18 protein-coding genes and 1 pseudogene are annotated in these 20,167 nt (G+C 62.2%); 14 read left to right on the top strand and 5 right to left on the bottom strand.

The genetic code is table 11. The annotated features are described in order from the left end of the window. Positions 1 to 5: 5 nt before the first annotated feature. The 8 genes from PVE73_RS07045 to PVE73_RS07010 all read left to right on the top strand — a co-directional run bounded on the left by PVE73_RS07045 (position 6) and on the right by PVE73_RS07010 (position 7,334). A complete protein-coding gene (locus tag PVE73_RS07045) occupies positions 6 to 1,289 on the top strand; it encodes a branched-chain amino acid ABC transporter permease (RefSeq protein ID WP_346772404.1) in 1,284 nt (427 codons plus the stop codon). Beyond that, on the top strand, positions 1,286 to 2,053 hold the full coding sequence (locus PVE73_RS07040; RefSeq protein WP_277366260.1) for an ABC transporter ATP-binding protein: 768 nt from the start codon (positions 1,286 to 1,288) through the stop codon (positions 2,051 to 2,053). Before PVE73_RS07045 ends, PVE73_RS07040 begins: the two co-directional genes overlap by 4 nt. Further along, positions 2,050 to 2,760, top strand: a complete 711-nt coding sequence (locus PVE73_RS07035; RefSeq protein WP_277366259.1) for an ABC transporter ATP-binding protein — start codon at positions 2,050 to 2,052, stop codon at positions 2,758 to 2,760. The genes PVE73_RS07040 and PVE73_RS07035 overlap by 4 nt, the downstream gene beginning before the upstream one ends. A 36-nt stretch (positions 2,761 to 2,796) precedes the next feature. After that, a complete protein-coding gene (locus tag PVE73_RS07030; RefSeq protein WP_277366258.1) occupies positions 2,797 to 3,585 on the top strand; it encodes an SDR family oxidoreductase in 789 nt (262 codons plus the stop codon). A gap of 20 nt (positions 3,586 to 3,605) precedes the next feature. After that, positions 3,606 to 4,529 carry a 3-keto-5-aminohexanoate cleavage protein gene (locus PVE73_RS07025; protein ID WP_277366257.1) on the top strand — a complete coding sequence of 308 codons (924 nt, stop codon included), beginning with the start codon at positions 3,606 to 3,608 and terminating at the stop codon, positions 4,527 to 4,529. A 24-nt stretch (positions 4,530 to 4,553) separates the two neighbouring features. Beyond that, positions 4,554 to 5,486 (top strand): SDR family NAD(P)-dependent oxidoreductase, encoded by a 933-nt coding sequence (locus PVE73_RS07020; RefSeq protein ID WP_277366256.1) that lies wholly within the window; start codon positions 4,554 to 4,556, stop codon positions 5,484 to 5,486. A gap of 16 nt (positions 5,487 to 5,502) precedes the next feature. Then, complete coding sequence (locus PVE73_RS07015; protein ID WP_277366255.1) at positions 5,503 to 6,438, top strand: 3-hydroxyacyl-CoA dehydrogenase NAD-binding domain-containing protein; 936 nt, start codon at positions 5,503 to 5,505, stop codon at positions 6,436 to 6,438. A gap of 263 nt (positions 6,439 to 6,701) precedes the next feature. Next, positions 6,702 to 7,334, top strand: coding sequence for a tyrosine-type recombinase/integrase (locus PVE73_RS07010; RefSeq protein ID WP_277367374.1), 633 nt, complete (start codon positions 6,702 to 6,704; stop codon positions 7,332 to 7,334). 207 nt (positions 7,335 to 7,541) lie between these two features. On the opposite strand, the gene PVE73_RS07005 is transcribed toward PVE73_RS07010, so the two are convergent. After that, on the bottom strand, positions 7,542 to 7,901 hold the full coding sequence (locus PVE73_RS07005; protein ID WP_277366254.1) for a helix-turn-helix domain-containing protein: 360 nt from the start codon (positions 7,899 to 7,901) through the stop codon (positions 7,542 to 7,544). Between the two features lie 112 nt (positions 7,902 to 8,013). Between PVE73_RS07005 and PVE73_RS07000 the strand changes: the two genes are divergently transcribed. Then, positions 8,014 to 8,874, top strand: a complete 861-nt coding sequence (locus PVE73_RS07000; protein ID WP_277366253.1) for an NAD(P)H-binding protein — start codon at positions 8,014 to 8,016, stop codon at positions 8,872 to 8,874. A 482-nt stretch (positions 8,875 to 9,356) separates the two neighbouring features. Here PVE73_RS07000 and PVE73_RS06995 read toward each other — a convergent pair whose 3' ends face one another. After that, a complete protein-coding gene (locus PVE73_RS06995; protein WP_277366252.1) occupies positions 9,357 to 10,250 on the bottom strand; it encodes a LysR family transcriptional regulator in 894 nt (297 codons plus the stop codon). Between the two features lie 102 nt (positions 10,251 to 10,352). Here PVE73_RS06995 and PVE73_RS06990 point away from each other — a divergent pair, with 102 nt between their 5' ends. From PVE73_RS06990 to PVE73_RS06970, 5 genes are all read left to right on the top strand, one after another. Beyond that, positions 10,353 to 11,165, top strand: coding sequence for an SDR family NAD(P)-dependent oxidoreductase (locus tag PVE73_RS06990; RefSeq protein ID WP_277366251.1), 813 nt, complete (start codon positions 10,353 to 10,355; stop codon positions 11,163 to 11,165). An 821-nt stretch (positions 11,166 to 11,986) separates the two neighbouring features. After that, positions 11,987 to 12,811: a class I SAM-dependent methyltransferase gene (locus PVE73_RS06985; protein ID WP_277366250.1), complete on the top strand. Its 825-nt coding sequence runs from the start codon at positions 11,987 to 11,989 to the stop codon at positions 12,809 to 12,811. A 17-nt stretch (positions 12,812 to 12,828) separates the two neighbouring features. Further along, positions 12,829 to 13,995, top strand: coding sequence for an ABC transporter substrate-binding protein (locus PVE73_RS06980; RefSeq protein WP_277366249.1), 1,167 nt, complete (start codon positions 12,829 to 12,831; stop codon positions 13,993 to 13,995). A gap of 68 nt (positions 13,996 to 14,063) precedes the next feature. Next, positions 14,064 to 15,113, top strand: coding sequence for an iron ABC transporter permease (locus PVE73_RS06975; RefSeq protein ID WP_277367373.1), 1,050 nt, complete (start codon positions 14,064 to 14,066; stop codon positions 15,111 to 15,113). Further along, complete coding sequence (locus PVE73_RS06970) at positions 15,110 to 15,910, top strand: ABC transporter ATP-binding protein (protein ID WP_277366248.1); 801 nt, start codon at positions 15,110 to 15,112, stop codon at positions 15,908 to 15,910. The genes PVE73_RS06975 and PVE73_RS06970 overlap by 4 nt, the downstream gene beginning before the upstream one ends. A 536-nt stretch (positions 15,911 to 16,446) precedes the next feature. Here PVE73_RS06970 and PVE73_RS28225 read toward each other — a convergent pair. The 3 genes and pseudogenes from PVE73_RS28225 to PVE73_RS06955 all read right to left on the bottom strand — a co-directional run. Then, positions 16,447 to 16,818, bottom strand: a pseudogene (locus tag PVE73_RS28225) (cell wall hydrolase); the annotation flags it as partial. A 923-nt stretch (positions 16,819 to 17,741) separates the two neighbouring features. Next, positions 17,742 to 19,088, bottom strand: coding sequence for an IS701 family transposase (locus tag PVE73_RS06960; RefSeq protein WP_277366247.1), 1,347 nt, complete (start codon positions 19,086 to 19,088; stop codon positions 17,742 to 17,744). Positions 19,089 to 19,717: 629 nt separating this feature from the next. Continuing rightward, positions 19,718 to 20,110, bottom strand: a complete 393-nt coding sequence (locus PVE73_RS06955) for a hypothetical protein (RefSeq protein WP_277366246.1) — start codon at positions 20,108 to 20,110, stop codon at positions 19,718 to 19,720. Positions 20,111 to 20,167: the final 57 nt, after the last annotated feature.

Raw genomic sequence — 20,167 nt, 5'->3', positions numbered from 1 at the left:
AGAGAATGCCGATGCGTAACATGCTTCTTTCCATCGTCCTGCTGGCTCTGCTGATCGTCATCCCTCCGTTCATGGGGATTGCCTGGCAGAACGCGCTGGTCAACGTGCTGATCGCAAGCCTCTTTGCTCTGGCATTCAATCTGCTCATCGGTCAGGCCGGACTGCTTTCCTTCGGCCATGCCGCCTATTTCGGACTAGGAGCCTTCGCAGCACTTCATCTGATGATTGCGATCGAGGACGGGTTTCCTTTTCCGACGCCACTCGTTCCGCTCGCGGGTGCGGCAGTCGGTCTCCTCATCGGGCTCATCGCCGGCTACTTCGCGACGATGCGTTCGGGCGTCTATTTCGCTTTGGTCACGCTCGCGATCGCCGAGCTCTTCCATTCGCTGGCGCCGCGGCTGGAGGATCTCTTCGGCGGTGAAGCGGGTGTGTCCTCCATGCGGATGCCGTGGAGCGGGATCATTTTCGGCTCCACGCTGGAAGTCTATTACCTGACCCTGACATGGGTGGTGCTCTGCGGTCTTGCTCTCTGGTCCTACACCCGCACCCCCTTCGGCCGTCTCACGCTGGCCCTGCGTGACAACGAACAGCGCGTGCGTTTCCTCGGCTACAACGCCCATTCCTCAAAGGTGATCGTGTTTGCGATCTCGGCGATGTTCACGGGTGTGGCTGGCGCGCTCCTGGCAATCTCGAACGAGACGGCGAACTATTCGCTGTTTGCGAGCGACGTCTCGGCGCAGGTGGTCCTGCAGACCTTCGTCGGCGGGTCGACCATATTCTTCGGCCCTGTCATCGGCGCTGCAGCCTTTACCCTGTTCTCGTTTCTGCTTTCGGACGTCACGCGCTCCTGGGTGTTCTACCAGGGGCTGATCTTCGTGCTGGTGATGCTCTATGCGCCTGCCGGAATTGGCGGAGTGTTGCAGCACCACATTCGCAACCGCCGCCAGCTCGACTGGTCCCGCCTCGCAGGCCCGTATCTGGTCGCTATCCTCGGCGGCCTATTGGCCGCCGCCGGAGTGGTCTTTCTGACGCAAACTGTCTCCGTCCTCTTCGGCGAGGAGTATGCGATGGTGAGGCAGGCCGCGGCTGGAGGCTTGCCGCCCTATACGCTCTTCGGCATCGAATGGCGGCCGACCAGCCCTCTCACCTGGCTCGTCCCGCTGATCCTCCTGGTCTGCGGTATCACCCTGATGGATCGTGCGAGACGGCGCATCGATGCGCTCTGGGGAAGAATGGACGAAAGCAGGCAAGCCACGGCAGACGTCGCTGCGCTGGAAGGTGCAACATGATCGCCTCGCTCGAGGAGCAGCCGGCACTGAGGCTGTCGGGAGTTACCAAGGCGTTCGGCCCGATCGAGGTCATCAAGGGGCTGGAGCTCGACATTCGGCCGGGTGAGCGACATGCCGTGATCGGCCCCAATGGCGCGGGCAAATCCACGCTCTTCAACCTGATCTCTGGCATGTTCGCGCCTTCGTCCGGCGAAATCATGCTCAACGGACAAAGCATCGGCGGTCTGGCGCCGCATCGCATCAACAGGGCAGGGCTGGCGCGCTCGTTCCAGATCACCAACATCTTCCATCGTCTGAGCGTGTTCGAGAACCTGCGCATCGGCGTCCTTGCCCGCCACGGCGTACGATATGGATTGTTTCGCCCGATCGCGCGAATGCGGCAGGTGAACGAGGAAGCGGCCGAGGCGCTGTCCTGTGTTGGGCTCGAAGCTCGCGCTCACGACCTTGCAGGCGATCTGACCTATTCCGAGCAGCGGGCGCTGGAGATTGGCATGACGCTGACCACCGGCGCGGACGTCATCCTTCTGGACGAACCGACCGCCGGCATGTCGCGCGAGGAAACCGCGCAGGCGGTGGAACTGATCCGCTCCGTCACCGAGGGCAAGACCCTGCTGATGGTGGAGCACGATATGAGCGTGGTCTTCAGCCTCTGCGATCGTGTGTCGGTCCTCGTCTACGGCGACATCCTTGCAACCGATACGCCGGAGCGCATCAGCGCCAACCGCGATGTGCAGGAAGCCTATCTGGGTCAGGAGGCGTTATGAGCTTGCTCGATGTAAAGGGACTGCACGCCCACTATGGCAAGAGCCATATCCTGCACGGCATCGACCTGGAGGTGCCGGAATCCTCGGTCGTCTCCTTGCTCGGTAGAAACGGCTCCGGCCGCTCGACCCTGTTGAAGGCGATGATGGGTCTGGTGCCGCCGAGCGGGGGGAGTGTGACGCTGGACGGGGTTCAACTGGCTGGGCAGCGACCTTTCGACGTCTGCCGCCAGGGGATCGGCTACGTGCCCGAGGAACGGCTAGTTTTTCCTAACCTGACGGTCGAGGAGAACCTCACCATGGGGGTGCAGAAGGGAGCACCGGGGGCACATCGCTGGTCGGTCGACGAAATGTACGACTATTTTCCGCGCCTGAAGGAGCGACGTGCCATCCGCGCCGGCTATCTGTCGGGCGGTGAGCAGCAGATGCTGACGATCTGCCGGTCCCTTCTTGGCAACCCCCGCGTGCTGCTGATCGATGAGCCGACCGAGGGTCTGGCGCCCAAGATCGTGGAGGTGGTGATGGAGGTGATCCTCGATATCGGCCGCCGCGGCGTTGCAGTGGTGCTGGTCGAGCAGAAGCTGACGATCGCTCTCAAGGTCGCCCGGCAGGTGATGGTCATGGGTCATGGCGAGCTTGTCTTCAAAGGCACGCCCGAAGAGCTGGACGCTCATCCCGAAGTACGGCGCAACTGGCTCGAAGTGGCCTGAGATCGCGTCGCCCGCATGCAATCGAGTGGACAACAAATGAACATGATCGAGCGGATGAGCCCGCGCCCCGGTCTTCGGGTTCTGGTGACCGCCGGCGCTTCCGGTATCGGCTGCGCAATCGCCCGCGGCTTCCTGGAAGCCGAGGCGAAGGTGCTGATTTGTGATATCGACGAAGGGGCCTTGCGATGTTTCGCGAAGCATCATCCGGATGTCGCGGTCTGCAAAGCGGATATTGCCGACGAAGCCCAGGTCGACGCTCTTCTGGAAGCGACCGCGACGAAGCTCGGTGGTTTAGATGTTCTGATCAATAATGCCGGCATTGCCGGACCCACCGGGCCTATCGACAAAATGTCTGTCGACGACATCCGCCGCACCCTCGACATCGATTTGATGGGGCAATTCCTGGTGGTGCGCCGGGCCACACCGCTGCTGCGCGCCAGCGAAGCCGGGTCAATCATCAACATCTCCTCCGTGGCGGGGCGATTGGGCTACGCACTTCGTACCCCCTATTCGGCTGCGAAGTGGGGCATTGTCGGGCTGACCCAGAGCCTGGCGAAGGAGATGGGCCCCGACGGCATCCGGGTGAATGCGATCCTGCCGGGCGTCGTGCGCGGCGTGCGCATCGAAAGCGTCATTCGAGAGCGCGCCGCAGCCTCGGGTATCACCTATGAGGAGATGGAGGCCCAGTACCTTTCCAACGTCTCGCTGCGCCGCATGGTCGAGCCGGAGGATGTCGCCGCCATGGCGCTGTTCCTCGCCTCCCCCGGCGGTGCCAACATCTCCGGGCAAGCCATCAGCGTCTGCGGCAACGTCGAAAACATCTGAGAGCAAGGGAGCAGGAGAGTATGGCTCGATCATCCCGCAAGGTCATCACCACCTGCGCCATCACAGGCGGCATTCACACGCCGAGCATGTCTGCGTACTTGCCGATTACCCCGGACCAGATCACCGCGAATGCCATAGAAGCGGCTGAGGCAGGTGCGGCAATCCTGCACCTGCATGCCCGCAATCCGGAAGATGGCCGGCCGACGCAGGATCCTGCAGCCTTCGCGCGCCTCCTGCCGCGGATCAAGCAGGCGACAGATGCGGTGCTGAACCTGACCACCGGCGGAAGCCCTACGATGACCGTGGATGAGCGCCTGCAGCCGGCACTGAAGTTCGCGTCTCTCAACATGGGATCGATGAACTTCGGCCTCTACCCCATGCTCGGTCGCTATGAAAAATTTCAGCACGATTGGGAGCCGGCATACCTGGAGAAGACCCGCGACACCGTCTTCCGGAACACTTTCAAGGATATCGAGCACATACTGGAGCATTGCGGCGGCAACGGCACGCGCTTCGAATTCGAATGCTATGACACCAGCCACCTCTACAACCTGGCCCATTTCCGCGACCGCGGTCTGGTCCAGGGGCCGCTGTTCATCCAGACGGTCTTCGGCATCCTCGGGGGTATCGGCACCCACCCTGATGATGTTTTGCACATGAAGCGCACGGCCGACCGGCTGTTCGGTGATGAGTATGTCTGGTCCGTGCTGGGGGCCGGGCGCCGTCAGCTTCCCGTCACGACGATGGCCGCTGCCATGGGCGGCAATGTTCGCGTTGGGCTGGAGGATTCGCTTTGGGACGGTCCGGGGAAACTGGCGACCTCCAATGCCGTCCAGGTGCGCCGCATCCGGCAGATCCTCGAAGGACTGGGGCTGGAGATCGCCACTCCGGCTGACGCGCGCGAGATGCTCGCCCTCAAGGGCGCAGATCGTGTGCAGTTCTAGCGGCAGCAGAAGGGGAGACGGCCTATGAGGAAAGACCTGGACGGTCGTGTGGCGATCGTGACTGGAGCCGGTTCCGGCCTCGGGCGCTGCCATGCTCTGGCACTCGCTCGCGCCGGCGCATTCGTTGTCGTTAACGACCTGGCAGGGCCGGATGGTGCCGCCGGAGTCGCGGCACAATCGGTGGTGCGGGAGATCCTGGCTGAAGGCGGGCAAGCGGTGGCAGAACCTGCCGATGTCTCCTCATTTGCTGCCGTGGAAGCGATGGTGGAACGCGTGATCGCGCGGGTGGGACGCATCGATATCCTCGTCAACAATGCAGGCATCCTCCGGGATCGTTCCTTTGCGAAGATGGAGATGACGCACTTCGAGAAGGTCCTCGCCGTGCACCTTACCGGTTCGGCAAATTGCTGCCGCGCCGTCTGGGAGCAGATGCGCGCACAAATGTATGGCAGGATCGTTCTCACCACCTCCTGCTCCGGCCTCTACGGCAATTTCGGTCAGGCGAACTATGCCGCGGCCAAGACGGGGATGATCGGGCTTATGATGACGTTGCAGCAGGAGGGCCTGAAACACGGCATCCGCGTCAACTGCCTCTCGCCGCTCGCGACCACGGACATGACGGACGGATTGCTTCCCGCCGATACCGCTGCACGCCTCGATCCCGAAGCTGTTTCTCCGGCCGTTGTCTTCATGGCCTCCGACGACGCGCCTGAAAAGACCATCATCGGTGCCGGTGCCGGCGTCTTCTCCGTCGTCCATCTCATCGAGACTGAAGGCGTCTACCTGCCGCCGGAAGCGCGCAGCCCCGCCGATTTCCGCGCTGCATTCGAGGCGATGAGCGATATCTCGACCGCCCGGCATTTTGATACTGGTTTCGACCAGGCGACCGGCTTCATCCGTACCGCCGACCGTGCTCGCTCCAACAAACCGGGAGCAGCGATAGGTTGCCCGCTGTAGCGGCAGGAGCATCGTCTTGAACACAGACATCAAAAGCGTGACCGTGGTCGGAACGGGCATCATCGGCGCCAGCTGGACGTGCCTTTTCCTGGCTCACGGGCTGGATGTCGTCGCGACCGATATCCGAGAGGGAGCTGAGAACGAGTTGGAGCTTGCCGTCGAGCGCTGCTGGCCTTCGCTTCCCGATGCAGTGCTGGAAAGGAAGAAGCGCGGCACCCTGAGCTTCACTGCCGATCTCACCGCGGCATGCCGAGGAACAGGCTTCGTGCAGGAAAATGCCATCGAAAGGGTGGAGGAGAAGATCGACCTGATGCGGCAGATCGATGCCGCGACCTCTCCAGGGGTGGTGATCGCTTCCAGCTCCTCCGCAATTTCCGTCACCGACATGCAGAGTGCCTGCGCCCATCCGGAACGGGTGGTGCTGGGGCATCCCCTCAATCCGCCGCATCTGGTTCCGCTGGTCGAAGTCGTCGGCGGCGCCGGAACGGGGGAGACGGCGCTACGAAGCGCCGAGCACTTCTATCAAGACTTGGGCAAGACCACGATCCGGCTCGAGAAAGAGATCTACGGGCATGTCGCCAACCGCCTGCAGGCTGCCATCTTCCGCGAGGCGATCCACATTCTCGAGAGTGGCGTCGCCTCGGCCGAGGACATCGACCGCGCCGTCACTGATGGCCCTGGCCTGCGATGGGCCTTGATGGGACCGCTTCTGACCTATCGGCTCGCCGGCGGTGACCGAGGCATGCAGGGGTTCTGGGACATGTTCACCCCGATGCAGGACAAGCTCTGGCGCGAACTCGGGACGCCACTGCTCGACCAGGATCTGCAACAGCGCGTGACGGCGGCTGTGGAACGTGCCTACGACAAGGTCCCGCTGGAGGGCCTGGTTCGGAAACGCGACGCTGGGCTGCGCTGCATACTGGCGATGCGGCGTCCGGAACGTCATCTGTAAGGTTGGACCCCCAGGCTGCATGGCCGGTCTTTGGGCCTGCAAAAGGGGCCAGGCTCCCTAAAGCGAGCAAAGATAGGGCCGAAGGCGGCATTCCTTCGCAGCCGATAAGCAAGAACTATGCCTTCTTTGCAGGGAAGAGCCATGTCGCTTATGAATGACCGCAATCTACTGTAGTTCGTCCGTTAGCTGTCAGTCCGCTTGCGGCCCCGAGCGGTGCCCCGCGTCGTTTCTCCTTCGGCCAATCAAGGCCGACGAGAACTAACATAGGCCATTCTCATTTCGATAATGCTAGCCGAGAGCGCGCCGCATGGAACGCTGGAAAGAAGGTGGGAACTAAGCGACCGCTTACACAGAAGCAGATTTGGGCTGTTCGCTTCTTCCTCGATCGTGAGCGACGCATCCGTGACCGTGCCCTGTTCGACCTGGCGATCGACAGCAAGCTGCGCGGCTGCGACCTGGTCAAGATCAGGATCCGCGATCTGGTCGCCGGATCGGAAATTCGGGCCCGTGCGATCGTCGTGCAGCAGAAGACAGGTCGTCCAGTCCAGTTCGAGATCACCAGCGACATCAGAGCCAGCCTTCTGGCTTGGCTCGAGAGGCGTGGAGGCACGGTCGACGACTATGCATTCCCGAGCCGGATCAATCACGCCCAACACATGAGCACGAGTCAGTACGCTCGCCTCGTTGACGAGTGGGTGATCGCGATCGGCCTGCGCCCAGAGGAGTATGGCACTCACTCGCTTCGGCGCACAAAGGCGTCAATGATCTACAAAGCGACGGGCAATCTCCGCGCCATTCAGATCTTGCTCGGTCACTCCAAGATCGAGAACACTGTTCGGTATCTTGGCGTCGATGTGGAGGATGCGCTACTCTTGGCTGAGCGAACTGAAATCTGACATTGAAGCGGTCATCCGTCGTATCGCGGGTGACCGCTTCGGCTCGCAGGTCACCTTGCTGTTCCGACCATCGTTGGGGTGGTTTGCTGACCGACCGCTTTGGGCATGACGCCACCTAAGCCGACAACCAGTTAAAGTTAGACCGTTCGAACGAGCGCTTTCAGGAATGTCCGGCGTACTGCCGAACCAACTCCTTACTACCACCCACTAAACGATCTTCGCTCCGTGCTCCCGCCTTTGTACTATCTTCGCGACCTCGGCCGTGTGAAGGGTTCCCCATTCGCACAACGGAGCAAGAACGTCGGCCAGGCTTTGACCAAAGTCGGTCAGTTCGTACTCCACGTGAGGCGGTACCGTCTTGAAATCGATGCGGCGAATAACGCCGTCATCCGCCAGTTCCTTCAGGTGCTGGATCAGCATTTTCTCGCTCACATTCGTAACGAGCCGCCGGAGTTGGCCCGTGCGCTTGGACCCACTGGCCAAGTGATAAACGATAAGCGGCTTCCACTTGCCCCCAAGCACGGCCAAAACCGCTTCCAGGCCGCATTGAAAAATCCTTCCGCTCATTGGGAACTCCTAATCCTGATACTTACCAAATAGTCGGTACTAGATCCCAAGTCTGTTCTGTCCTAACTGGAACCGGCGACGATGTCGACGGGCGGAAGGTGATGTTTCGCCGTTGGGCGATCGTCGATCGACCATTCGCGGCTCCGCTGCGATCCGTTCGGATAGCCCAGCACAACGCCTCACCCATCCATCAACCGAAGGGAAGACCATGACCAAGATCCTCGTCACCGGCGCGACCGGCAATATCGGCCAAATGACCCTTCAACACCTCCTGAAGCGCCTACCCGCAAGTGATCTCGTCGGCCTTGCCCGCAATCCTGCCAAGGCGGCCGATCTCGCCGCCGAGGGGATCGAGATCCGTCAGGGCGACTATTTCGACCATGGATTGGTGCGCGCGTTCGAGGGAATCGAGAAGATAATGCTCGTGTCTGCCACAGCTTTTACTGATCGAAACACTCAGCACCAAAATGTTATCAGCGCGGCACGGCAGGCGGGCGTAAAGCACATCGTCTACATGCCGATCATCCACAAGGAAGGCTCCGACTTCGTCCTGCCGCAGGTCACCGAGCAGGACGTTTTCGCACAGGAGGCGATCAATGCTTCTGGGCTTCATTATACGATCATGCGCCATCCGCCATTTCTCGAAAGCATCGAATTCTACATCGGTGGAAACGCCCTGGAGACCGGCATTCATGTGCCGGTTGGCGAGGGCAAGGCGGGCTATGCCAGCCGTGACGATCTGGCCGAGGCAAATGCCGTTGTGCTCAGCGAAACCGGCCATGAAAACAAGGCCTACTCGCTGCTTGGCGATCCGGCCGTGTCCTTCGCGGATGTTGCACAGATCCTGTCGGAAATCAGCGGCAGGCCGGTGCCTTTCGTTGCCAGTTCGGATGAGGACTACATCGCTCACCTCGTGGCAGCGGGCCTGCCGAGCCGGCTGCCGGCTTCGCGCTGGCGTGGGTGCATGGCATAAACGCCGGGGAGTGGGACGGCAAAACGGGCGACCTGGAGAAACTCCTCGGCCGCAAGCCGACGACAGCGGCCGAGTTCCTGCGCGCCAATTATGCCGCACGCCAAGGCTAAGACCGTGAACTAGGGCGGCACCCATGCAGGGCTTTCGTTGAGTGACCTGAGATGATTCACGGTCCCCGAAAGAAGGACAGCGATGAATCGGGATCTTTTCTGGCTGACCGATGAGCAGTTTGCGAAGCGGAGACCACCGCGCCCGCCGACACAAGCCGCACGTGGATGACAGACGGGTAGTCAGCGGCATCATTCAGGTCATCCAAGGTGGTGGACGCGCTGGTTTGACGCCCCTGCCGTCTACAGCCCGTGAGGTGGAAAGATCCCTGTTGTTCAGGTTTGGTATCGGCAAAAGTCCCTATTGGCGGAGTGCCGCGAGCTTGGCCGCAACGATCGAGTTTCGAGAATCGACGCCGGCGCTTGGCCAGAGCTTCACGCGGCCCTGCTTTCTCGAAGCGCCTCCTTGAACAGTTCGAAGGCCGTCGTCCCCCTCCGATCGGGGTAATAGAGGTGGTAGCCGGCGAACGGCTCGCACCATGGCTCCAGCAGGCGGGTGAGACGCCCATCGGCAATCGGCGCCGCCACCAGGTCCTCCAGTATGTAGAGGATGCCGAAACCCTCGAGAGCGGCGGCCACCAGCAGGTCGCCGTCGTTGAACACCGGCCCGCGGCCTGGCTTGACCGTCACCACACGGCCGTCGCGCTCGAACGACCAGGGGGACAGGTCACCACGTGCGTCGCCGTAGGCGACACAGCGATGCGCCATGAGGTCGGCGGGCTCCATCGGCGCCGGATGGTCGCTCAGATAGCTGGGAGCGGCCACCACCGCGACGCGAAGCGGAGGCCCGACCGCCAGCGCGATCATGTCCTTCTCCAATCGCTCGCCTAGCCGGATGCCCGCATCGTAGCGGCCCGCCACGACGTCGGTCATCCCGCCCTCCACGCACACCTCCACCTCTATGCCGGGGTGGCGGCGCATGAAGGACGGGAGCATCGGCCACAGCACTGTGTCGGCGGCGTGTTTGCCCGTCGTGATCCGGACGGTGCCGACCGCTGCCCCGCGTGCCTGGGACAGCGCCTCGATCTCGTCGGCCAACCCGGCCAGTGCCGGCGACAGGGTGGCGAGCAGGCGCTCGCCGGCAGCGGTCGGGGCGACGCTGCGCGTTGTGCGGGAGAGCAGGCGAAAACCGAGTTGGCCCTCCAGCCGCTTCATGGTCTGGCTCAACGCCGACTGCGTGACTCCGAGCCGCCTCGCGGCGCGCGTGAAGCTGCGATCGGAGGCGATCGCTGCGAAGACGGCGAGGTCGCCGAGCTGATCCGGACGCATTGATGATCTCCGCTACTGAGGCCTATTACTGATTAGGCGGTTATCACGATCTATTAGCATGGCTACATAACTAGTCACAGTGGCAGGAACGAGGAGCAGGCAATGGGCGGGGTTTGGCTGGTGACTGGCGCGAGCCGCGGGCTTGGACGCGAGATCACGCGCGCGGCGCTCGATGCGGGCGAGACGGTCATGGCGACGGCACGGTCCGCGGATGCCGTGCGCGATGCCTGCGGCGAACACGGTCGCCTGCACGCCCTCCCACTCGATATCACCGACGCCGAAGCTGCGAAGTCGGTCGCCGGCGAGACCGCCGAGCGGTTCGGTGCGATCGACGTGCTGGTCAACAATGCCGGCTATGCCGAACTCGGTTTCTTCGAGACGTTCACCGATGCCGCGGTACGGCGTCAGTTCGAGGTCAACCTGTTCGGCACGATGAACGTCGCGCGCGCGGTCGCCCCTCACATGCGTGAGCGTCGCTCGGGCCTCATCGTCACCATCTCGTCGGTCAGCGGGCTGGTCTCCAACGCTGGCGGAGCGGTCTACTCGGCGTCGAAGTTCGCGATCGAGGGATGGATGGAAGGCTTCGCGCAGGAGCTGGCACCGTTGGGCGTTCGCTCGCTCCTGGTCGAGCCAGGGATGCTGCGCACCGATTTCATGGACCAAAAGTCGGCGAGCTTCGGCAGCATCGACATTCCAGACTATGCCGAGGCGATTGCGCAGTATCGTGCGTTCGTGGATGAGGCCAACGGCAACCAGCCGAACGATCCGAAGCTGCTCGCCGCGCGGATCGTAGCGCTTGCTTCGCAGGACGATGTGCCATCGCGGCTCGTGTTCGGCGACGACGCGCGCCAGTGGGCCGGCGCGAAGGTCGACCAATTGCGGCAGGAGATCGCCCAGTCCGCCGATCGCGATTGATGCGAGAGATCAAGGCGCCGGCAAAGGAGATGATTGCTCGTCCCCGGCAGTGATCCTCGGGCGCTTCCCACGAAGCGAAACGTGAAGCCGGATAAGCGCGGACAAGGTTTGCTGAGACACCGTCGGGGCAAAGCTCTCCCAATCTGTTCTCAATAGGGCCTTTTCCGAAATCGGCCGACGCAGATCGGGAAAGAGGATAATTGCTTTGTGCCCAGAGGCTGGCTCCAGGCGCGCCCGGCGAGCCGGCGGAACGGCCGGGACGTCGCGCGATCAAGCCCATTGATCGACTTGAGAGGTCTGCACTAAAACGGCAGCTATCCGCTCGCGCTGTCCAATAGAGGACGGTCTGCAAGCGGCGCCAAGTTCGCCGAGTCGGCTTCGCGCCTGATGCACGCTTACAATCTGCTCGGGCGCAGACAAGCGAAGTGTTGACGTCCGAACCTTCGAACACGGTCTGGACGGCTGGCCGGTTCGACTCCCTTATCTCGAAGTCCCCGGGCAGACTGCATGACAGCCCGCACACTCCGTCTCCATCTTCAACTCGAGCAGCGCACGGGAAAGACGGTCATCCTCATTCATCCGTGAGGGACCGTGGATAATCATCCCGCCGCCTGCAACACTTCTGCTTGCCCGATTGGTCCGGGCGCTTTCCTTGGATGAACCGTCATACGGAACGGGCCGAAATGGTCATCGCACGGCCCCGGTTTCGGCCCGTGCTGGGGTGTCGATAACCGCTTGACCACGAAGAGGCGTGCCTGAAACTTTAGTAGACAATCGCAGTCATATTTTTGTAGACGTGTCGGCGAGCGGAGAGTTTGCCGATGGCGGGACAGAATTGGACGATCAAGGACGAGATCCGCGACTATTGGTCGGGGCGCGCCGCGTCTTTTGATCTTTCACCGGGACATGAAATCTTCGCGGAGGACGAGCGCCATGCATGGCATGCGCTGATCGAAAAGCACTTAGGAGCCGGAGCCGGCCGGGACGCCCTTGACCTTGCTTCCGGCACCGGCGTGATATCGCGGCTTCTGTGCGAGCGCGGCTATTCCGTGACCGGGCTCGACTTTTCCGAACCTATGCTGGAACGGGCGGAAGCCAAGGCCAAGGCACACGGACTCGACGCGAGATACGTCATGGGCGACGCCGAGAACACGCTTCTGGCCGATGCGGCCTATGACGTCATCATGACCCGGCATCTGGTATGGACCCTGCCCGATCCAGCGGCCGCGTTCGCGGATTGGTTCCGGGTGCTGAAACCCGGCGGGAGGGTCCTGATCGTGGATGCCGACATGGCGGCGCGGACTCTGCGCTCCCGGCTCCTGAGGAAAGCCGCAGCCGTTCTCAAGCGCTTCGCCGATACGGCCGATAGGCCTGGGGTTGACAAAGAGCGTCACAACCGCATCGTTGCCCAGGTGCATTTTTCCGGCGGAGCGCGCGCCGAGGACGTCGCGGCGCTGCTTCGCGACGCCGGATTCCAAAACATCGCCATCGACCGCGGCTTCTCGCCCATACGCAGGGCGCAGGGCCGTCACATGCCGCTTCACCAGCGGATCGATCGAGCCAGCCAGGACCGCTATGCGATCCAAGCCAGCAAACCCGTTCAACAAGCCGTGCAAGCACCGGGCGACAGCCTGCGCGCGGCATGACAGAGATGGAGATTTGCATGCTGGATAACGCAATGCGCATGCGCGCAGCGATCCGCCGTTCCCTGCTGATGATCGCATGGCTCGCGGCCGCGCTGATCGCGGCGGCGGGCATGGCGAGCGCACAGGAGAAGATCACCGTCACCGATCTTGCCGGGCGGACTGTCGAGGTGCCGCACGGCGCCAAGAAGGTCATCCTCGGCGAAGGGCGCATGTTCTATGCCACGGTCGTGCTGGACAAGGACAGCCCTTTCGACCAGCTCGCCGCAATCGGCGATGATCTGCCGAAGTTCGATCCCGACACCTGGAACAAGTATCTGGAGCGTTTCCCAGACGCGAAGGACGTTCCGATGATCGGCGCTGCCGCCTCCGCCGATTTCAGCTTGGAAAAGGCGCTGGAGCTCGATGCGGACGTGCTGGTCGTCACGCTCGGCTTCTATGACAAGATCCGCGAGAGCGGCATCATCGACACGCTGGAGAAGGCCGGCGTGCCGACCGTCTTCGTCGACTTCCGCGAACGGCCGACGCAGAACACCGTGCCGTCGATCCTGCTTCTGGGCCGAATCTTCGGCAAGGAAGCCGAGGCACAGGCCTTCGCCGACTTCTACATGGCGCAGATGCGGCGGGTCTATAACGTGACCACCCGCCTGAAGCCCGACCAGCGTCCGACCGTCTTCGCCGAGCGTGCCGCCGGTCTGGATCCTGCCGTCTGCTGCAACACCTTCGGCAACTTCAATTTCGGCGAGTTCGTCGCCGAGGCTGGCGGCTTCAATATCGGCACGAAATACTTCACTGGCGTCAGCGGTGTATTGAACCCGGAGGCGCTGGTGGTCGAGGATCCCGACTACATTCTGGCCACCGGCGCCAACTGGTCCGGCTCCAACCCCGGCAACATCGCCGTGTGGCTCGGCTACGAGGCCGATCCCACCAAGGCGAAGGAGCAGCTCCAGGGCCTGATGCAGCGCACCGGCTTTCCGGAGTTGAAGGCGGTGAAGGCCAATAACGTCTTGGCCGTCTACCATCAGTTCTACCAGAGCCCCTACCACTTCGTGGCGGTGCAGGCCTTGGCCAAGTGGCTGCATCCCGACAAGTTCGCCGACCTCGACCCGCGGGCGACCTTCGAGGAGCTGCACGAGCGCTTCCTGCCCATCGACGTGAGCGGCGTCTTCTGGACGACGCTCGATTAGGTCTGGCGCCACGGCCGCGAAAACCGGCCGCAGTCTCTCTCAAACAGCGGAGTAAAGCCTTGGCGGAGATGACCATCATGCGAGCCGGAGAGCGCTATCGCCGCCGGATTTTCCGCCAGTCGATGTTCGTGGCGGGGGCATTCGCCGCGCTGGCGGTCGCCATTTGCGTTGACATTGCCATCGGGCCGGGCTGGTACGGCCCGATGGAAGTGCTGACGGCGCTCGTTGCACCTGAAAACGTTGACCCCAAGCTGGCCATCATCGTCTGGGATGTGCGCCTGCCGGTGGCGGTCATGGCGATCCTGGTCGGTGCCATGCTGGGCGTGGCGGGCGCGCAGATGCAGACGATTCTGCACAATCCGCTCGCCGATCCCTTTACCCTCGGCATTTCTTCCGCCGCGAGCTTCGGCGCGGCGCTTGCCATCGCCCTCGGCATCGGATTGCTGCCGATGGGCGGGTCCTTCTTCGTCACAGCGAATGCCTTCTTCTTCGCGCTTGCGACATCGCTGGTGCTGTTCCTGTTCACCCGAATGCGCGGCGTCACAATCGAGACCTTCGTGCTGGTCGGCATCGCGCTGTTCTTCACCTTCAACGCGCTCCTCGCTTTCATCCAGTACCAGTCGTCGGAAGCGCAGCTTCAGCAGATCGTGTTCTGGATGATGGGTAGCCTCGCGCGCGCCAGCTGGACCAAGATCGGCATCTGCGCGCTCCTGCTTGCGCTGGTCGTCCCGCTGGCCTGGGCACGCAATTCCATGATGACCGCGCTTGCCATGGGCGACGAACGGGCGGCCAGCCTCGGGGTTCCGGTCGCCCGGCTCAGGCTGGAGATGTTGACGTCCATTTCGCTGCTGGCGGCGACGGCGACCGCCTTCGTCGGCACCATCGGGTTCGTGGGCCTTGTCGGCCCGCATATCGCGCGTATGCTGGTTGGCGAGGACCAGCGCTATTTCCTGCCCGTCTCGGCTGCGGCCGGCGCCATCATCCTGTCGGCCGCCTCGACCCTGTCCAAGGGGATAACGCCCGGCGTGATCTATCCGATCGGCATCATCACCGCGCTGGTGGGCGTGCCCTTCTTCCTCAGCCTGATCCTCTCGATCCGCAAGGAGACGTGGCGATGAGCCTGGAGATCAGCGGCCTCGGTTTCGGCTATCGCACCCACAAGCTGTTCGACAGCCTCGACGCGCCGTCACTGCGGCGCGGCGAGGTCACGGCTCTGGTCGGCCCCAACGGCGTCGGGAAGTCCTCTCTGTTCCGGCTGGTGGCGGGCCTTCTGAACCCGTCCTGCGGCAGGATCTGCCTCGACGGCTGCAACATATCGGGTATGTCGGACCGGCACCGGGCCGAGCGCATCTTCCTGCTGACCCAGCACACGGCGATGCGCGCCACGCTCGGCGTATTCGACGTCGTTCTGCTTGCCAAGCGCGGCTGGAGGGGTGGCAGGGCCACCGGCGACGACATTGCGCGCGTGGAGCAGGCTCTTGAGGAGCTCGGCATAGACCACCTTTCCGACCGGCTCGTCACCGAGTTGAGCGGTGGGCAGCAGCAGCTCGTAGCGCTCTGCCAGGCGCTCGTGCGCGATCCCGATGTCCTGCTGCTGGACGAGCCGACCAGCGCACTGGACCTGCGGCGCCAGCTCGAAGTCATGAGCCTTGTGCAGAGGGTGACACGCGAGCGCCGCATCGTGACGGTTACCGCCTTGCACGATCTAGGGCTTGCCTGCCGGTTCGCGGACAGGTTTCTCCTGCTGCACGAGGGTTCGATAGCGGCGGACGGCTCCCCCTACGAAGTGCTGGGCGCGAAAGTGACAAGTGATGCCTACGGTGTGCGGCTCGCCATCGAGGAGGCCACCAACGGTGCAATCATGGTCCACGCGGATCTCCTCGAGCCCAGGCGCTCTCAGATAACGAACAGTTGAGACTGCACCCGATTGTGAGCTGCGTGGTAGGAACATCAGCCACCATTGTGCGCAGCTAGCCGCGATTGAGACGGAAATCGATTTCCGCTGGGGATCACTGTCGGCGCACTGGCAATGACAAGCGCCGTGTCGGCACCGTCATTAACGAAGCGGAGAGCGGCATGAGGGCTTTCCGAACGATCGGCGAGAAACTAGCCGCCGGCTGTCGCAAGATTTCTCGGATATGGGCGACTTTCGCACCTGATTGTTGCGGCAGAATTCCCCTGTTCTTCAAGAACTGATGATCTGTCGCGATTTTCAGGCACAATCTTTCCGGCATGCCGGACCCGGCCCTATTCGGCCGCCGCGGGCTTCCCGCCGCTTGCGATCAGCGCGCCGATGGCGTCGGCCTTGGCCGATCCGGCCTCGAAGGAGAGCGCCTTGATCTGCTGCTCGGCCGTCCCTGCTTCAACCACCTGCCGAGCAATCTTTTTTTCGGTGCGACCGGCGGCGGTGAGCTGAGCCTGCGTGCGCACGGGGTTCGCCCGGCGCTCGGCGCGGCTGCGTTTCTCGTAGAACGCGTTGCCGCCGGCTTCGAGCACGTAGTGCATGTTGTCGTACGGGAAGCTCAGGCCCGCCTGATGAAAGAACTTGGCATTCTGGACTTTCGGATGACGTTCGCCCTTGAGCACCGCGTCGGCCGCCGCCATCACATCGGGTAGCGCCTTGGATTTCATCTTGCGCGTCATAACGCCAGGCGCGAACTGGTTCTTCTGAGCGACGACCCCGCAGACCGTATCAGGATATTCGCCCGATTCGACCCGGTTCATCACCACGCTGCCAACCGCGATCAGCCCTTCGCGGCTTGAACGGTGCGATTCGAAAAACATGGCGCGAGCCAAGCACTCCCTTTCTTTTGCGGTGTAGGACCCAGGCTTGACAGACGAAGTGACGACGTCATCGAGAAGGCTGGTGCTGGAGGTGCAGGCGGCAACAGCGAGCGACAGGACAACCGCCGATGCGGCGACCGGGAGCCGAGTAAACACGATACAAACCTCTCCAAACGGCCCCCACCGCTTCGTGGCAGGTTTTGAAAGGACTGTTTGGGGCGAAAAAGAGGCGGGTACGGCTTCCATCACGATCCTTAATTCGCTTTGGTATGCGCTGCGGACGCCACGCCAGAGCCTACAGCCCGAATTCTTCGACATTGGGCCGATAGATGGTTACGCCGAGCTCCTCTTCGCGTGGCCGCCCTGTCGTGGTGATAGCTTAAAGGACGCCGCTGTAGTCCACTCGACGTCCGGGATTCGGCTGGCAGTCGAACGGCAGCTACTCAGTTTTTCAGCCGGAACCGGGCAGGCAGCAACCGGCCTCGAACACGTCATTCGGCAATCGGCTTGGCGACGACCGCTGGGTCCGCAATCTCGACCTACAGCTTCGACGTCAGCAATGGCAGGTATCGGGCCGAGGCAAGGATATTCTCAACGGCTGAAGCGAGGCGCGTAGCGGTCGTTTCTGTTTCACCAACCAGATGTTTGTGGTTGGTTGCGAGGTGATTTGAACCTAATTCTAAGCTATTGATTTTATTGACGCACATTCTGCGATCGCCATACCTCAAAGCATAATCTCTGCAACACATTGAATATGCTAAGACTTTTTGGCGGGCTTGGTTGCGGGGGCATGCAATCATCTTTACTTGCGACCGCCCTCTTCACCTCACTCCATGCTGCTCCGGGTCGACACAGCGCTCCTTGGAGAATTATTTCGCACAGCAGCGTAGTCTTACTGTGTCATAAAACTGTTTTGGCAGCATGGACATCGTGGCAGCCGCCGCGCCAAGGCGTGGGCGAGCCTAATCCTGATGGTGGCGATGGAGTTGGTGACGTGGCGTTCGGGGCGCAGCGGCGGCACCGCGGGGTCGATAATCTTCGGGTAGCGCAGGTGCCTTGAGGAGCGGCGCTGAGCGTGGGGCTGAGGGGGGAATCAGACTCCGTTCGGAGACCAGGAATCCGTAAGCGGCGATGGCGAGCGTGGCGTGGTGATGGAAGCCGCGCCAACCTCGGCCCTCATAATGGCCAAGACCGATCTCCTGCTTGAGTTCCTGATAATCCCGTTCAATCCGCCATCGCAGCTTGGCCTGATCGACGAGAGTGGCGAGCCTGGTATCTTCCGGCAAGGTCGACAGCCAGTACTTGGCCGGCTCGACCTCGCCGTCCGGCCACTCGATCAGAAGCCATTCCTTGGCGCGCGGCTCAGAGCGCCAGTAGTCGCGATGGGCTGGGCGGACCAGGACGGTGGCAAAGCGTGAGGTAAGCGGCGCCTTGGAGCCCTCGCGCCAGGTGATCTGACGCCAGGCATCCTCGGGCAGGGCTTGCGCCAGCTCCTTGGCCGAAACGGGCGTGTGCCCGGCCTGGCGCCGGACGCGTGAAGGTGGGCGGCCGTGGCCGCTCCACGGCTTGGGCGGCAGCGGCCCAGTGCCCGGCGACCACAAGCGGATCGAGGACTGGACTCCGGCGACATAGGTCAAGCCCATCTCCGTCAAGCCGGTGCGGAAAGCGGTGTCGTTGCCGTAACCGGCATCGGCCAGCACGACGCCCGGCGATATGTCGTTATCCAGCGCCGCCCGGATTTGGGTGAGCGCAATTTCGGGCTTGGTGCGGAAGACAACGTCCTCCGGCACGCCCGCCTTTTTCCGCCGATCGGGATCGTTGGCCCAGCTTTCCGGCAGATACAGTTGATAGGCGACCGGCAGGCTCGCCTGGTCGGTGGCAACCGACAGACTGACGGCGATCTGGCAGTTGTCCTGCTTGCCGAGCTGGCCGCAATACTGCCGCGCCACCCCCACCGAATGCTTCCCTTTCTTGGCAAAGCCGGTGTCGTCAACGATCCAGGCGCGGATCGGCGCCTGACGCTCCAGCGCCGGCAGCACTTCAGCCCGCACCACGGCGAGCACGGCATCGTCCGACCAGTCCGCTTTCGCCACGAAATGATGCAGCGACTGGTGCGCCGCCTGCACACGTCCCGGCTCAATTCGGGCCGCCATCGGCTCGACGCTCTTGCGCTCACCGGGCAAAAGCAGCCCCGTGCAATAGGTCTTCAGCGGCGCCACCCGGTCAGCATGACCCAATGCCGAGGCGAGCGTCTCGACATAGGCTGCAAAACGCGATTCACTCGTTTCGATTCCCTCCTGGCGATCCATAGCTCCCTCCACTTGAAGCGCGAATCGCCATTGTCGCAATCAATCGTTAACGAAACTTATGACACAGTAAGAGTAGGAAACAGAACCAACGACCTCACACGCGTAAAGTTGTGCTTTTATCAGCGTGGCTCATGTGCTGACGCAATGGCTGTCGACGGAGTTGGCGCTATTTCAACAATCCCGCCGATACTTAAATAACTGTGATCCTAACGTAAGCCAGCTTAAATAGGCCTACCGCTCTCGGTCAGTGCTGTTCGCACCTGGCACCACAAGCTGTTCGCATTTGGCCTCGACCCAACCGCCACGACGTATGTCATCGGAAGCAGGAATGTCGACATCGTCGATATGATGTCAACCTGGGGCCTACTCCACAAGCTGCCGTTCCCTAACCTCCTATCTGCGCCGCTCTCGGTCGAGAACGACCGGCTTCGAAGTAGACGTTGCATCTCTTCCCCGAAACCGGACATAGAGCGCAGCCAGCGCGATCACCCGCCGGATTTCCTCCCCCCGAGAGCGGATATCGTTGTGATCAATGGCCTCACCTTCTCGGTCATTTCCCGTACGACCGACGAAGTGCGAAAGGGGCCAAGAAGTTGACTTGGCCATTCGTCGGCACCCAGGCCTCGGCGTCAGCGGATATAAATCGTAAGGCCCCCTTCATCATCCATTGTCGCGGCAACGACGCGCCCGATGTCAACCGAACGTCGTCTGAGTTCCTGTTCGATTGAGTCATTGCTTATGATCGCGGTTTGCACCATCGCCCAACCGTCATCGGTTTTGCCGAGGGCAGTCTCCAGCGCTTGATATTCGTCGCTCGACTCGAAGGGGCTCAGGTCCACCACTTCAAGACGAACATAGGAATCGATCTCACGGAGCTCGTTCGCGCTCAGATCGTCGACCCCAAGCGCGGCTATGATTTCATGAATATTCACTTCGCGATTGGTCAGGCCGCCTCCTGGCGCGGTTACCGGCCAGCTTCCGAATGCGATCAACGCGATGAGCCAAATAGCACTCGATTTCATCGCAACTCCTTGCCGAAAGTGACCCTCGTCAATCGTTGCACACGGCACTCCCGTTGT

This window comes from Chelativorans sp. AA-79, from assembly GCF_029457495.1.
Classification (GTDB): domain Bacteria; phylum Pseudomonadota; class Alphaproteobacteria; order Rhizobiales; family Rhizobiaceae; genus Chelativorans.
This window is presented reverse-complemented; position numbering and strand designations above follow the sequence as displayed.